Source organism: Halopseudomonas sp. MFKK-1 (assembly GCF_027474385.1).
Taxonomy (GTDB): domain Bacteria; phylum Pseudomonadota; class Gammaproteobacteria; order Pseudomonadales; family Pseudomonadaceae; genus Halopseudomonas; species Halopseudomonas aestusnigri.
The window spans coordinates 439,907-455,064 of record NZ_CP114836.1 but is presented as its reverse complement, the minus strand read 5'-3'; the positions used below and the strand labels follow the sequence as shown (position 1 = coordinate 455,064).

The window sequence follows — 15,158 nt, the reverse complement described above, 5'->3', positions numbered from 1 at the left end:
GGGCGGGGGATGACAAAGGCTAAAACGTGTACAGCGCCCGGTGTCGCCTGCCGGCAGTTTGAACTACCATTGCGGTCACGAGTGAGGGCGACCATGCACGATGATTTTGGCGACAACCTGCGGCTGCTGTGCAGCTACTACAAGTCCACCGCCGAGGTGTGTCGACGGCTGGGTATCAACCGCCCTCAGTTCAATCGCTATTTGAACGGCATCAATCGACCGTCCGACAGCACCATGCGCCGACTGTGCGACTTTTTCGGTGTTGAAGTTCACGAGATGCTGTTGCCCCACGGCCAGTTCCAGCGGTTGATTCAGGTGCGCCCGCAGCAGGGCGAGCGAACGGCGTTGCTGCCGTTACAGCCCGACTCGCTGGAGCAGCAATACCTGCAGCGGCTGAACCGTGCCGGCCAGAACGGGCTCGACAAATACCTCGGCTATTACTTCGAGTACTACCTGTCGATGGCCTATCCCGGCAGCATCCTGCGCACGCTGGTGTGTCTGGAAGAGCACGACGGCAAGACCTACTACCAGCGTACCGAGCGCATTCGCGAGCGGACGGGCAGCAAACCGTTTCACGGTGTTTACCGGGGCATGGTGCAGTTCCTGTCGGACCGTATCTTTCTCTCCGACTACGAAACCCTGACCAACTTCGAGATGACCCAGACGGTACTCTATCCCTCGTTCCGCAACCGGGTGGATCGCCTGACCGGTCTGCGCATCGGCGTATCCGGCAGTGGCGAGCGGGTGCCGTGCTGTACACGGGTGCTGTACGAGTACCTCGGGCGTGAGGTGGATCGGCAGCGGGTGCTGGCGCTGTGCGGGCTGTACGCCTGTGATGATCCGGCGCTGGACGCGGATATCCGCGCGGCGATCCGCAACGACATTGGCCCGGGAGAGTGGCACTTCCGGGCACGGTTTTAGATCGTCCGTTCGTCGCTCAGGTTGAGTGACCAGTCGCGGATTACGGCTGCTGTATCGCGCCCGCCTGCCAGCAGCCAGTGCAGTTTGCAGAACGCCGCTTCCGGTGTCATGTCACCGCCACTCAGCACACCCTGATCCTGCAGGCCCGCGCTCGCGGCATAGGCGCCGGGGCTGATGCCGCCTTGCAGGCACTGGGTCACGTTGACCATGACCCTGTCACTTGCTCCGGCGCGCTTGATGAAGGCATCGAACGCCGGATCGCGGCTGGGCACGTTGCCCGCGCCGAAACTCTGCAACACCACCGCCTTGCAGTTACTGTCGGCCAGAATCGCGTCGTACAGGGCTGGCGGCATCGATGGATGCAGGCAGAGCATGGCAACCGCACCCGGCTGGAAGTCGAGGGCGGCGGCTTCGCGCGGATGACGGCTGGCGATGGCTTCGCCAAGCAATCGCTCGGTATACAGCTGCGGGCGGATATTGAGTTCGGCCAGCGGCGCCGCGTTGGGGGTGTCGAAGGCGTGAAACTGCTGGCTGCTGACTTTGCGCAGGCGGCTGCCGTTGAGCAGTCGGTTGTTGAACACCAGGCTGACATTGCGCAGGCGCGGCCCGGCTGCCAATTGTAGCGCCGCCTGCAGGTGCGCCACCGCGTCGCTGCGCGGCAGCCCGAGCGGCACCTGCGAGCCGGTGAACAGCACGTTGCGTTCGCTGGCGCCGAGCATGAACGCTAGGGCCGCAGCGCTGTAGGCCATGGTGTCGGTGCCGTGCAGAATGATGAAGCCGCGGTAGCGCTCCCAGTGTTCGGCCAGCAGCGCGGCGAGCTGCTGCCAGTGCGCCGGTGTGATGTTGGCGCTGTCGATCAGCGGGTCGATCTCCAGCAGGTCGAAGCCGGGCAACTGTTGCAGGCTGCTGCCCAACTGCTGCTCGATACGCTGGCGCAGACCGGGGGCCGGTGCCAGCCCATGCGGGCCGGGCACCATGCCGATGGTGCCGCCGGTGTGCAGGATCAGCACCTCGGCGGTCATGAGGCGGCCTTTTGCGGTGCCAGCATGGACTGCGGGCTCAGCAGGCGGTTGAGTTCCGATTCGCTCATCAGATTCTCCTCGATGATCAGCGCCTTGATCGTGCTGCCGGTCATCAGCGCCGTATGGGCGATGCGCGAGGCATTGCTGTAGCCGATGTGCGGCACCAGCGCGGTGATGATACCGATACTGTTGTCGACGTGGGCGGCGCAGGCCTGTTCGTTGGCGATGATGCCACGAATGCAGCGATGTTCGAGCATCTGGCAGGCTTCCTTGAGCATCTTCAGCGAGTTCAGCAGGTTGTAGATGATCATCGGCTCCATCGCGTTGAGCTGCAGCTGCCCGGCCTCCGCGGCCAAGGTCACCGCCAGATCGGCAGCGATGACCTGATACGCAGTCTGGTTCATCGCCTCGGGAATCACCGGGTTGACCTTGCCCGGCATGATCGAGGAGCCGGGCTGCATCGGCGGCAGCTGGATTTCACCGAGCCCTGTGCGCGGGCCGCTGGAGAGCAGGCGCAGGTCGTTGCTCATCTTGCTCAGCTTGATCGCCAGGCGCTTGAGGATACCGGAGAAGAACACGAAGGCGCCCATGTCGGACGTCGCCTCGACCAGGTTGCAGGCCGGGACCAGCGGTTTGCCTGACACCTCGGCCAGCCGTGCGACCACCTTGGCCGAGTAGCCATCCGGGGTGTTGATGCCGGTACCGATGGCGGTGCCGCCGAGATTCACCTCACACAGCAGCGCGCAGGCTTCGCGGATGCGGTCGATGTCTTCGCCGAGGTTGACGGCAAAGGCGTCGAACTCTTGGCCCAGCGTCATCGGAACGGCGTCCTGCAGTTGGGTACGGCCCATCTTCAGGATATGCGCGAACTCGCGGCCCTTGTCTTCCAGTGCGGCCTTCAGCGAGGCCAGCGCGGGGACGAAATTGTCGGCGGCAAACTGAATGCCGAGGCACGCGGCGGTCGGGTAGGCGTCGTTGGTCGACTGCGAGCGGTTGACGTCGTCATTCGGATGCAGATAGCGGTACTCGCCACGACCGTGCCCGAGCTTGGCCAGTGCGACGTTGGCGATCACCTCGTTGGCGTTCATGTTGGTCGAGGTGCCGGCGCCGCCCTGAATGACGTCGACGATGAACTGGTCGTGATACAGACCGCTGGCGATGTCTTCGCAGGCGGAGACGATGGCGTCGGTCTTTTCCTGACTGAGCAGGCCGAAGTCGCGGTTGGTCAGCGCCGAGGCCTGTTTCACCTGCGCCAGTGCCTGAATCAGCTCCGGGAAGTGGGAAATCGGCACCCCGGTAATGGCGAAGTTGGCCGCCGCACGCAGGGTCTGGATGCCGTACCAGGCATCTTCGGGTACATCGAGATCACCAAGCAGATCGTGTTCTGAACGGGTATTCATGGGTGTGCTTCCAGAGGAAACGGAGCGCCGGGGGCCCGGCGCTCGGGGCAGGGGTCAGTGGTTGTCGTTGCGCTGGCTGGCCGGCCAGGACTCGTGGTCCAGATCCAGGTCGGCGTACTCTTCTGCGTGGAAGGTCGGCGTCTTGTTGCCGCTCTTGAGCTGGCGGTCGTAGTCCGCGAGCACGCGCTTGCCGGTTTTAAACAGCAGGGTCAAGGCAATCAGGTTGACCAGTGCCAGCAGGCCCATGGTCAGGTCGGCGAAGCCGAATACGGTGCCCAGATCCATGATCGCGCCCAGACAGCACAGGCAGATCACCACCACCCGGAAGCCGTTCATGACGAACTCGTTGCTGCGGCCGGAGGTCAGGTAGCTGACGCTGTTCTCGCCCAGATAATAGTTGTAGAGCACGGTGCTGAAGCCGAACAGCAGCATCGCGATGCTGACGAACACCCGGCCCCATTCGCCGATATGGGTTGCCAGCGAGGCCTGGGTCAGGGCGACGCCCTGACTGGCGTCGGCCAGCGTCGGGTCATACGCGGTGCCCATCAGAATGATCAGCGCGGTGCAGGTGCACAGCACGATGGTGTCGATAAACACCGAGAACGACTGCACCACGCCCTGATTGGCCGGGTGCGGGACGAAGGCCACCGCTGCCACGTTGGGCGCGCTGCCGAGGCCCGCTTCGTTGGAGAACAGGCCACGCTTGACGCCCATCAGGATTGCCGCGCCGATACCGCCGCCGACCACCGGGCCAATGCCGAAGGCACTCTCCACGATCAGCTTGAGAGTCGCGGGAATCTCGCTGAAGTTCAGGCCCAGTACCACCACCGCGATCAGCAGGTAGCCGCCAGCCATGATCGGCACCAGCACTTCGGCGACCTGGGCGATACGTTTGACGCCGCCGAAGATGATCAGGCCGACCACCAGTGCCAGGCCGATGCCGCTGTAGTACAGCGGAATGCTGAACGCATCCTGCAGGGAGGTGGCGACCGCATAGGACTGCAGGGCGATAAAGCCGATACCGAAGGTCACCAGCAGCAGCACCGAGTACACCATCGCCAGCCACTTCCAGTTGCGGCCCAGGCCGCGCTCGATATAGTGCGCCGGGCCGCCACGGTAGGCGCCGTCCGGCTCGGCGGTCTTGTACAGCTGGGCGAGGGTACATTCGATGAAGCTGGTCGCCATGCCCATCAGGCCGACAACCCACATCCAGAAGATCGCGCCGGGGCCGCCGAGGGTGATGGCGACCGCCACGCCGGCGATATTGCCGCCGCCGACCCGGCCGGCAACCGACAGGATCAGCGCTTGAAAGGAACTGAGGTGGCGTCCGTCCGCCTCGTGATGCTTAGCGGTGAGGATGCCGAACATCTTGCCGAAGTAACGAAACTGAACGAAGCGGGTGGCGATGGTGAACCAGACTCCGATGCCGACCAGCATGGCAATCAGAATCTTGCTCCACAGCAGGTCGCTGAGGGCGGATAGCATGATCTACTCCTTTCGGTGAGCCGAATTTTATTGTCGGTTGGGGAGGCTCATTGAAACGCGCGAGTACGCGCTTGGGGAGTTTGTAAACTGATACGAAAAGACGCTATCTGATGCGTTTAGGGCATCAGGCAGCGTCTGTTTTTCTGCGTCAGGCGATCTGTTCCAATGCCTCGTCGCGCAGCACCACCAGCGGCTGACCGGCCTGCACCCGCCCACCGGGCTGCTGCAGTACATGGGTGACCACGCCGTCGCACGGCGCCTGCAGCGGAATCTCCATCTTCATCGATTCGAGAATCAGCAGGGTTTGCCCGGCCTTGACGGTATCACCGACCTTGACCTCGGCCTGCCACAGACTGCCGGACACCGGGCTGTCGACACCGACGCTGTCTTCCGGCCAGCTGACGTCCTCGTCGCTGCTTTCCAGCTCCTCGCTTTCGAAGTTGAACTGGCCGTTGGCGTGCCACTGGCGCAGCTCTTCGGCGAAGGCCGCGTTGCGCTGCTGCTTGAAGGCGTCGATGTCGTCGGCGTTGTCGTTGATGAAGGCTTCGTGCTCGGCGAGGCTGAACTGGCTTTCCTCGATGCGCAGCGGATAGCGGCCCTGCGGAAAGTCGCGGCGAATCTGCTGCAGCTCCTCGTGGCTGACCTCATAAAAGCGGATCTGGTCAAAGAAGCGCAGCAGCCACGGCTTGCTGAACTCGCGGGTCTGGCGGTAGCGGTTCCACATTTGCAGGGTACGGCCAACGAACTGATAACCGCCGGGGCCTTCCATGCCGTAGACGCAGAGGTAGGAGCCGCCGATGCCGACCGAGTTTTCGGCGGTCCAGGTGCGCGCCGGGTTGTACTTGGTGGTGACCAGACGGTGGCGCGGATCGGTCGGTGTGGCCACCGGCGCGCCGAGGTAGACGTCGCCGAGGCCCATGACCAGATACGACGCCTCGAACAGCACCTTCTTGACGTCGTCGATGCTGTCCAGCCCGTTGATGCGGCGGATGAACTCCAGATTGCTCGGGCACCAGGGCGCATTCTTGCGCACCGACTGGGTGTATTTTTCGATCGCCAGCTGGCAGGCCTGGTCATCCCACGACAGCGGGATGTGCACGATGCGCGAGGGTACGGCCAGCTCGTTGAGGCGCTCCGACAGTGCCTGTTCTGCCTTGAACAGATGCTCGAGCAGCGCGTCATGGCTCAATTGCTGGCTGTCGAAATGCACCTGCAGTGAGCGGATACCCGGGGTCAGCTCACGCAGGCCGGCCACCGGGTTCTGCTGCAGCCACTGCATCAGCGCGTGAGCGCGGAAGCGCAGGCGGATATCGAGCATCTGCTCGCCGTACTCGACCAGCAGGAAGTGGTCGCCGGCGGCGCGGTAGACGATTTCGTCACCGAACTGCTCGGCGGGCAGGCGCTTGAGGATCGGGCTGTCGACTGGCACCGGCTGCCATTCAACTGGCGTGGCGGCCAGTGCGTCGATCTGCTCGATCTGCGCCGCTTCCAGCGCAACCGCCTGCTCGATGCTGACCGGTACAAAGCGCACTTTGTCGCCGGCGCGCAGCTGGCCGAGTTTCCACAGGTCGGCGGTGATCACGGTCGCCGGGCAGACGAAGCCGCCCAGTGACGGGCCGTCCGGGCCGAGGATCACCGGCATGTCGCCGGTGAAATCGACGGTGCCGAAGGCGTAGGCGTTGTCGTGAATGTTGGAGGGGTGCAGACCGGCTTCGCCGCCGTCCTTGCGCGCCCATTCCGGTTTCGGCCCGATCAGACGCACGCCGGTGCGGCTGGAGTTGTAGTGAATCTCCCAGTCGGTGGCGAAGAAGCTGTCGATGTCCTTGCCGGTAAAGAAATCCGGCGCGCCGTGCGGGCCGTAGATCACCCGCAGCTCCCACTGATTGCTGATCGCCGGGCGCAGCTCGCCGGGTACTTCGGCAGGCGCAACCGGGCTGACACCTGCGCTCAGGTGCAGCACGTCACCGGTGCGCAGCGCGCGGCCGTTGTGGCCGCCGAACTGACCGAGGGTGAAGGTGGATTTGGAACCCAGATAATCCGGGCACTGCAGGCCGCCGAGCACCGCCAGATAGGCACGGGCACCGGCGTCCTTGATGCGGCCGAGGGTCAGGGTTTGCCCTGCGGCAATATCAATGACCTGCCAGGCGGCAATTGGCTGGTCATCCAGCTTGGCGTCAATCGCAGCGCCGCTCAGCACGATCTGGCTGGCGCTGGCAAAACGCAGGGTTGGGCCTTGCAGGGTGATTTCCAGTCCCGCTGCGTCGGCCGGGTTGTTCAGCAGGCGGTTGCCGAGGCGGAAGGCGTAGCTGTCGAACGGGCCGGACGGCGGCACGCCGACATCCCAGCTGCCGGTGCGGCCCGGAAAGTCCTGAATGGTGGTCTGGGTGCCGCCGGCCAGCACGTCGATGCGCGCCGGCTGGAAGCGGAAGCTGTTGAGGTAGCGGGTGGTGACCTCGCCTGCCAGCAGCGCCGGGTCGCGGGTCAGCGCGCGCAGGTAGTCGAGGTTGGTTTCGCTGCCGTACAGGCGGGTCGCGTCCAGCGTGTTCTGCAGTTTGGTCAGCGCCGCAGCGCGGTCCTCAGCGTGGACGATGACCTTGGCCAGCATCGGGTCGAAGTAGGGCGGTACCTCCAGCCCGGACTCGATCCAGTGGTCGATGCGGATGCCGTCACCGTACGGGAAGGCCACTTCGCTGAGCAGGCCGGCGCAGGGCTGGAAGTCGCGGAACGGGTCTTCGGCGTACAGACGCACCTGAATGGAATGGCCCTTGGGTGCAAGGTTGGCGCGGCGAGCGTTCAGCTCCAGCTCTTCGCCTGCGGCCAGACGTACCATCCACTCGACCAAATCAACGCCGAACACCTCCTCGGTGACGCCATGCTCAACTTGCAGGCGGGTGTTTACTTCCAGGAAGTAGAACTGATGACTGTCGGCGTCGTAAATGAATTCGACGGTGCCAGCGTTGCGGTAGCTGACGCTGGACAGCAGCTTTTCAGCGGTGGCGTGCAGCTCGCTGCGTACCGCGTCGCTCAGGTTCGGCGCCGGGCACTCTTCAACCACCTTCTGATTACGGCGCTGGCTGGAGCAGTCGCGCTCACCCAGTGCCAGCGCGTTGCCTTTGCCGTCGGCAAACACCTGCACCTCGATATGTCGGGCGCGGGCGATGAATTTTTCCAGGAACACGCCGTCGTCGGCAAAGTTGCTGGCGCCGAGGCGCTTGACGCTGTCGAAGGCGCCGATCAGTTCGTCTTCGCTGTGGCACAGCTGCATGCCGATACCGCCGCCGCCCGCCGTGCTCTTGAGCATGACCGGGTAGCCGATGCGCGCCGCTTCGGTTTTGGCAGCAGTCAGATCGGTCAGCAGATCGGTGCCCGGCAGCAGCGGCACATTGGCCTGCTCGGCCAGCTCGCGGGCGCGGTGCTTGAGACCAAAGGCCAGCATCTGTTCGGGCGTCGGGCCGATGAAGGCGACACCGGCGGCCTCGCAGCGGCGCACGAAGTTGGCGTTCTCGCTGAGGAAGCCGTAACCGGGGTGGATGGCCTGGGCGCCGGTGTCGGCGGCGATGGCCAGCAGTTTGTCGACCTGCAGGTAGGTGTCGGCGGCGGCGCCTTCGCCGAGGCTGTAGGCCTCGTCAGCGAGCCGCACGTGCAGGCTGTCGGCGTCGCATTCGGCGTAGACGGCGACTGAGCCGATACCCAGGTTGCGCAGGGTGCGGATGATGCGGGTGGCGATGGCGCCACGGTTGGCGATCAGAACCTTGTTGAACATGTCGCTAGCCTTTGCCGGGCCGTCCCAGGCTGCTTCTTACGACAGTGGTCGTCCACTGAAGATGTTGTGTCACGTTTCACAGGGACCGCAGAGAAGCGTTGGCGAGGCAGCTGATGCGAGGCGAAACAGGCGAAAAAAGCGCAGTTTACAAGTGGGTAAATGAGCATTTTTGAGCCTGTTTCAACGCTGCAGCAGCAACGCAGGCAGCTTCTCCGTGGTTCCCTCAGTTCCAGACGAGGAGTTCTACCGGCGTCGGGTTGTAACCGTTGCACGGGTTGTTCAGCTGCGGACAGTTGGAGATCAGGATCACCACGTCCATCAGCGCGGTCAGTTCGACGTATTTGCCGGCGCCGGAGATGCCGTCTTCAAAGGTCAGGCCGCCCTCGGCGGTGACCGGCACGTTCATAAAGAAGTTGATGTTGTGGGTGATGTCGCGCTTGCTGATGCCGTACTGCGGGTTCTCCGCTACGGCCAGCATCCAGCTGTCACGGCACGAGTGCATGCAGCGCTTTTCCAGGTCGTAGCGCACGGTGTTGCTTTCGCTGGCGCAGGCGCCGCCGAGGGTGTCGTGACGGCCGCAGGTATCGGCGACGATTTCCAGCATCGGGTTGTTTTCATTCGAGCGGATTACCGAACCGGCGGTCAGGTAGACGTTGCCCTGTTCGCGGATGGTGTCGGTGGCGCTGTAGCGCTCGACCGGATTGGCGGCGCTGAAGAACAGGGTGTCGGCGGCCTGATTGCCTTCCAGGTCCAGCAGGCGCAGGGTCTGGCCGGCCTTGACGATGCCGATGTAGTAATCGCCGGCGCCGATGGTGGTGCGCGAGGTGGCGTTCTCGGGGAGCAGGGAGCTGTGCTTGATCATGGTGTCCTCGCTTACTTGCCCAGGTGGTACAGGGCGTTGTTCTGGAAGCCGCGCTGGTTTTCCGGGCGGAAGTTGCGGCAGAAGTCGTCATCACTGACCGGCGCAGCCTGGCTCAGCTCGATGCGCACCGGCGTGTAGGGGTAGCTGTCGGCGCTGCTGAGCGGGTGCGGGCAGGTGTGCAGTACGACCAAGGTGTCCATCTCAAAGCGCAGGGCGACCTGACTGCCGGCCTTGCTGTGGCCGCCGATCAGCTGCATGCGGCCTTCATCGTCAGTGGCGACCTTGCTGAACAGGTTCAGGTTGGCGGCCATGTCGGCGCGGCCCAGACCGTATTTGGCCAGCTCGACCAGGAAGGCGTCGTAGCCGTTCTGGTGCCATTCATTGCGGGCGTTCTGGTAGTCGCGTGCGCCCCAGCGCTCGGCCACTTGAGCGGCGTTGCTGTTGCCACAGACGCTTTCGTGCCAGCCCAGATCGTCTTCAACGATGGAGGCGAAGATGCGGCCCATGTCGGAATACAGGCAATTGCCGCGGGTCAGTTTGAAAGTGTGCTGGCACTTGAGGGTGTCTGGCGCGTTGTAACGCTCCAGCAGGTTTTCCGGGTTGTAGAACAGCATGCCGACATTGGCGTCGCCGACCAGGTCGGTCAGGCGCATCAGGGTGCCCTTGCGCACGCGCAGGGACCAGTGGCTGGCGCCGGGAATGTCGGTGGTATAGGTATTCAGCGTCATCTGCCTTGTCTCCGTGGTTCGGTGGCTCAGCTGGCGGCTTCGGCCAGCAGCGGGGCAATGGTTTGTTCGGTGGTTTGCGGCGCCGGCTGCCGGGCGCGGTGGTCGATCGGCAGGTCGTAGGTAATGGTGGCGCCGTAGGCTTGCGGTGCGTGCGGGTCGTGCCGCACCTTGTCGAACACCCACAGGCGGGTGCCGAGGTGAAAGCCTTCCTTGATGTCGTGGGTGACCATAAAGATGGTCAGCTTGTGTTCCTGCCAGAGGCGCAGCACCAGTTCGTGCATGTCGGCGCGGATGCCTGGGTCAAGTGCACCGAAGGGTTCGTCCAGCAGCAGAATGCGCGGCTTGCCGAGCAGTGCCTGGGCAATCGCCAGGCGCTGTTTCATGCCGCCGGACAGTTCGTGCGGGTACTTCTTCAGCGCGTGGCCAAGGCCGACTTCGGTGAGAATCGCTTCGGCGTCCTGCCGGGCCTGCTTGCGCTTGCTGCCGAACAGGTAACCGGTCAGCCCGCGTTGGGCAAAGCCGACCGCCGCTATGACGTTCTCCAGCACGGTCATGTGCGGGAACACCGAATACTGCTGAAAGACGATGCCGCGATCCGGGCCGGGTTCGGAGGCAATCGGCTTGCCGTCGAGCAGCAGTTCACCGCTGGTCGGTGATTCGGTGCCCAGCAGCATTTTCAGAAAGGTGCTCTTGCCGCAGCCGGAGGCGCCGACCAGGGTGACGAACTCGCCCTCTTGAACGGTGACGTTCAGGCGTTCGAGTACCGGGTTGCCGTCGTAGCTCTTGCCGACGTTCTTGACTTCAATCATCAGTGGGCTCCTTGGGCGTTCCACGGGAACAGGCGGCGCGACAGGGTCGCCAGCAGCCAGTCGAACAGGAAGGCCAGCAGGGTGATCCAGGCGACATACGGCAGGATCACGTCCATCGACATGTAGCGACGCACCAGGAAGATGCGGTAGCCCAGACCGTCGGTGGCGGCGATGGCCTCTGCGGCGATCAGGAACAGCCAGCCCGCGCCCAGCGACAGGCGCACGGCGTCGATCAGTTTCGGCATCAGTTGCGGCAGCAGCACACGGACCATGATCTGGCTGGTGTTGGCGCCCAGAGTCTGCGCCTTGACCAGTTGCTCGCTGGGGATTTCCTGGGTGCGGCGCTGAAGGTCGCGGGCGATGAACGGGGTGATACCGATGGCGATCAGGATCACCTTGGAGGCTTCACCGAGGCCGAACAGAATGAACAGCACCGGCAGAATCGCCAGCGGCGGTATCAGCGACACCACCGTCAGCAGCGGGCTGACCCCGGCGTGTACCAGTGGCAGGGCGCCGGTAAACAGCCCCAGCGCCAGGCCGATGGCGGCGGCGATCAGCACGCCCAGCGCGAGGCGCTTGAGGCTGCTGGCGGTGTCCTGCCAGAACAGGTATTCACCGGTGCGCTTGCTCGGCTCCAGCGCCATGCGGTCAATGGCTTCCCCCATCTGGCTGAACGCCGGCAGCAGCTTGTCGTTGGCGTTCTCGGCCAGCCGTGCGTCCGATGCAATCACATACAGCAGCAACAGCAGCGCGAACGGCAGCAGGCCAAGGAACAGCCGGCTGGCCGGTGGTGGTGTGAGATTGATCAGTCGCTTCATATGCATCCCGCTGGGGCGCGCAGCCGCGCCCGGTGTGTTTCAGGGCTCAGAGCGCGCCATCGGCAGCCATCTGCATGTAGGTCGGGTCAAAGCGCAGCTTCAGGTTGCTGTTGTCGCCGTAGTCGCCGGCGGGCATCTGCACGCCGATGAAACCGGCATCCGGTGCGCCTTCACCCAGCAGGCCGTGGTCGAAGGAGAACTCGGCGACGTACTGCATGGTTTGTTTGAGCTGCGCACTGTTGGTCAGCTCCAGTGCGGCGGCCGGGGTGTAGAACATCTTGGTCGCGGCGAGCTGGGCTTCGTAACCGGCCAGATCGGTGCCGGAGGCTTCAGCCATGTAGCTGCGGGCGGCAACACCCTGTTCGCTGTCGCTGCTCATGGTCGCCATGATTTCGTACCAGGCACCGGTCAGGGCCTTGCCCAGTTCCGGATGGGCATTCAATGTCTCGGTATTGATTACCAGCAGGTCGATGATTTCGCCCGGAATCTGCGCCGAGTTGAACACCACGGTGCTGCTGGGTTGCTCGCTGATTTCGCTCAGCAGCGGGTTCCAGGTCGCGACCGAGGTGACATCGTCGGTGCCGTAGATCGCGACCATGTCGGCGTCCGAGGTGTTGACCACCTGCACATCGGCTTCGCTGAGACCTACCGAGTCCAGTGCGCGGGCCAGCAGGTAGTGGGACACGCTCAGCTCGACCAGATTGACGTTCTGGCCCTTGATGGCGGCCAGTTCGCTTTCGCCCTTGAGGATGATGCCGTCGTTGCCGTTGGAGAAGTCGCCGACGATCAGTGCAGTGCTGTCGACGCCGCCGGCGGCCGGAATGGTCAGTGCATCCATGTTGGTCATGGAGCAGGCGTCGAACTCGCCCACGGTGTACTGGTTGATGGACTCGATGTAATCGTTGATCTGCACCACATCAATGTTGATGTCGTACTTGTCGGCCCATTTCTTGACGATGCCGCTTTCGGCGCCGTAGGCCCAGGGCATCCAGCCGGCGTAGATCGACCAGCAGACCTTGAAGCTGTCCTGGGCCTGGGCTGTGGTCGACAGCAGCAGGGAACTGAGCAGCAGGGCGGAGAATCTTTTCATCGGAAACCTCTCAGTCAATGTCACGTAGAGCACTCCTGGCAGTGGTGCCAATCGTCTCCCGGGCTTTTATCCCGCCGTGTAACCTTTGTCTGAAAGGTCGAGTGCTCTCGGACCAGTCACCGCTACAGCGGCCGGAACCCTAGCGCTCTATTTGCAAATTGTGTGTCGCGCGGTCGTGCGGAGTGCGAACGCTCAGTTCAAAGCAATATGCAGACCAGAATGGGCAAAGCCCCGGAATACGGGCACTTGGGGCTGGGCACCAGGACGGTGCATGAAGAAGGGTGCGCACTCGTGGTGCGCCGCTCTGTTTTGGTGCGCAACAGCAGTGCGTAATGCTGGTCGGCAGGAGAGGGCACAGCAATGGGGCATGCCCTGCTCTGGCTGGCGTCCTAGATCAGGGCGTCAGGGGTAATATCGGCAATAGTCGGTGTGCCTGCCAATGCCATGGTCACTTCCAGCTCCTCACGCAGCACCCGCAGCATGTGCGCTACGCCAAGCGGGCCGGCGACGGCCAGCGCGTAGAGTTGCGGACGACCGATCAGCACGGCGTTGGCGCCCAGCGCTATGGCCTTGAATATATCGGTGCCGCGTTCGATGGCGCCGTCCAGCAGCAGGCAGAAGTCCGGACCGACCGCCTCACGGATGCGCGGCAGCATCTCGATAGCGCTGGGCACGCAGTCCAGCGTGCGGCCGCCGTGGTTGGAGATCACCGCACCGGCCAGTCCCATGTCCTGCGCGCGCCTCACATCAGCCGGGTGCAGCAGGCCCTTGAGGGTGATCGGCAGACGCGTTTGCTGCTGCAGCCAGGCAATGTCGTCCCAGGTTGGCACCTCACTCATCATGCCCTGGAAGACAATGCTCTGGCTGGGATCGAAGCTGGCGCTTGGCAGCGGCGGGCGGCCTGCCAGGTTGACCGCTTCGATGTCTGCCGGCAGTTGGTAGCCGGCGCGCTGGGCGCGGTTGCGGATGCCGTGCAGCGGTGCGTCGACGGTAACCATCAGCTGGCTGTAACCGGCGGCTTCGGCGCGGCGGACCAGACTCAGGGTGAAGTCGCGGCTCTGCTGCATGTACAGCTGAAACCAGCGCGGGCTTTCAAGGCGCGCGGCGATGCCTTCCAGCGGCTGGCTGGCGAGCGTACTGACGACCATGCCGGTTTCCAGCACGCTGGCAGCGGTGGCGGTAGCCAGTTCGCCATCCGGGTGCACCAGTTGCTGGAAGGCAACCGGTGCCAGCAGCAGCGGGTGACGCAGGTGTTCACCCAGCACTGTGGTGTGCGTGCCGCCGCGGGTGCAGTCGACCAGCGGCCGCGGCAGGATCATCAGCTCATCCAGCTTCTGACGGTTACGTTTGAGCGTGACTTCATCCGCGCCACCGCCGGCGATGTACTCAAGCACGGGCGGAGCGATGAACCCGGGCGCGTAGCGGGCGTAGTCGGCGACGCTGACCAGGTCACGCGGAATTGCTGCAAGGGGTGCGCGCAGCGGGGTGTGGTCTGGCAGGCTCATCAGGGCATCTCGCTCAGGTGTCCGCCCACTGGCGAATCAGGTTGTGATAGACGCCGGACAGGCGCACGACCTCGGCGTGGCTGGGGCCCAGCTCGGCGGTCAGCGCCTGAACGCTTTGGTCCAGTTCGAACAGGGTTTCGCGCTGCTGATTGCTGCGCACCATGCTCTGCAGCCAGAACACCGCGCAAGTGCGCGCCCCGGAGCTTACCGGAGTCACTGTATGCAGGCTGGTGGACGGGTACAGCACCAGATCGCCGGCCTCCAGCTTGATGCGCTGGCTGCCGAAGTTGTCCTCGATGACCAGTTCGCCGCCTGCGTACTCCTGCGGGCTGCAGAGGAACAGGGTGGCGGACAGGTCAGTGCGGATCGGAGTCGGGCTGCCGGGTGCGTAGCGAATCGCGTTGTCCACATGCAGGCCGTAGGTTTCGCCGGTGCGGTAACGATTGAACATCGGCGGGAAAATCTTCAGCGGCAATGCCGCAGATATAAAGGTCGGGTGTTTGCCGAGCGTGGACAGGATGATCTCGCCCAGTTGGCGGGTCAGCTGGCTGTCGAGTGGCAACTGCTGGTTTTGCTTGACCTGTTGCGCCTGAGCACCGGCTGTGGCGTTGCCATCCTGCCAGTCGGCGGCGTCCAGATAGCCGCGTATGCGCTCCACTTCGGTCGGGCTGAAAACACCGGGAATGACGATGATCATAAAAGTCTCCCTCGGAAACGGAACAGCGGCGGGGGTAACCCCGCCGCTGTCGTCGTGC

At 63.9% G+C, this 15,158-nt stretch carries 12 protein-coding genes and 1 riboswitch; of the genes, 1 reads left to right on the top strand and 11 read right to left on the bottom strand.

What is annotated here, in order from left to right:
* Positions 1-93 precede the first annotated feature (93 nt).
* A complete protein-coding gene (locus tag O5O48_RS02010; protein ID WP_269688016.1) occupies positions 94-921 on the top strand; it encodes a helix-turn-helix transcriptional regulator in 828 nt (275 codons plus the stop codon).
* On the opposite strand, the gene O5O48_RS02005 is transcribed toward O5O48_RS02010, so the two are convergent.
* From O5O48_RS02005 to O5O48_RS01955, 11 genes are all read right to left on the bottom strand, one after another.
* Positions 918-1,943: an asparaginase gene (locus O5O48_RS02005; protein ID WP_269688015.1), complete on the bottom strand. Its 1,026-nt coding sequence runs from the start codon at positions 1,941-1,943 to the stop codon at positions 918-920. The genes O5O48_RS02010 and O5O48_RS02005 overlap by 4 nt on opposite strands.
* Positions 1,940-3,343 (bottom strand): aspartate ammonia-lyase, encoded by a 1,404-nt coding sequence (locus O5O48_RS02000; protein WP_269688014.1) that lies wholly within the window; start codon positions 3,341-3,343, stop codon positions 1,940-1,942. Before O5O48_RS02000 ends, O5O48_RS02005 begins: the two co-directional genes overlap by 4 nt.
* Before the next feature lie 54 nt (positions 3,344-3,397).
* Positions 3,398-4,828: an alanine/glycine:cation symporter family protein gene (locus O5O48_RS01995; RefSeq protein WP_269688013.1), complete on the bottom strand. Its 1,431-nt coding sequence runs from the start codon at positions 4,826-4,828 to the stop codon at positions 3,398-3,400.
* Between the two features lie 148 nt (positions 4,829-4,976).
* Entirely contained in the window at positions 4,977-8,591 is a 3,615-nt protein-coding gene (gene uca / locus O5O48_RS01990; protein ID WP_269688012.1) for an urea carboxylase, read from the bottom strand.
* Between the two features lie 223 nt (positions 8,592-8,814).
* The gene (locus O5O48_RS01985) at positions 8,815-9,453 is read right to left on the bottom strand and encodes an urea amidolyase associated protein UAAP2 (RefSeq protein WP_269688011.1); all 639 of its coding nucleotides are present in this window, start codon (positions 9,451-9,453) and stop codon (positions 8,815-8,817) included.
* A gap of 11 nt (positions 9,454-9,464) precedes the next feature.
* Positions 9,465-10,181, bottom strand: a complete 717-nt coding sequence (locus O5O48_RS01980; RefSeq protein ID WP_269688010.1) for an urea amidolyase associated protein UAAP1 — start codon at positions 10,179-10,181, stop codon at positions 9,465-9,467.
* Between the two features lie 26 nt (positions 10,182-10,207).
* Positions 10,208-10,990 (bottom strand): ABC transporter ATP-binding protein, encoded by a 783-nt coding sequence (locus tag O5O48_RS01975; RefSeq protein ID WP_269688009.1) that lies wholly within the window; start codon positions 10,988-10,990, stop codon positions 10,208-10,210.
* Positions 10,990-11,808, bottom strand: a complete 819-nt coding sequence (locus O5O48_RS01970; RefSeq protein WP_269688008.1) for an ABC transporter permease — start codon at positions 11,806-11,808, stop codon at positions 10,990-10,992. Before O5O48_RS01970 ends, O5O48_RS01975 begins: the two co-directional genes overlap by 1 nt.
* A 46-nt stretch (positions 11,809-11,854) precedes the next feature.
* Positions 11,855-12,898, bottom strand: coding sequence for a putative urea ABC transporter substrate-binding protein (locus O5O48_RS01965; RefSeq protein WP_269688007.1), 1,044 nt, complete (start codon positions 12,896-12,898; stop codon positions 11,855-11,857).
* 53 nt (positions 12,899-12,951) lie between these two features.
* A riboswitch (guanidine-I (ykkC/yxkD leader) is annotated at positions 12,952-13,052 on the bottom strand.
* A gap of 235 nt (positions 13,053-13,287) precedes the next feature.
* Positions 13,288-14,403: an alpha-hydroxy acid oxidase gene (locus O5O48_RS01960; protein WP_269688006.1), complete on the bottom strand. Its 1,116-nt coding sequence runs from the start codon at positions 14,401-14,403 to the stop codon at positions 13,288-13,290.
* A gap of 13 nt (positions 14,404-14,416) precedes the next feature.
* On the bottom strand, positions 14,417-15,100 hold the full coding sequence (locus O5O48_RS01955) for a Fe2+-dependent dioxygenase (protein WP_269688005.1): 684 nt from the start codon (positions 15,098-15,100) through the stop codon (positions 14,417-14,419).
* Positions 15,101-15,158 lie beyond the last annotated feature (58 nt).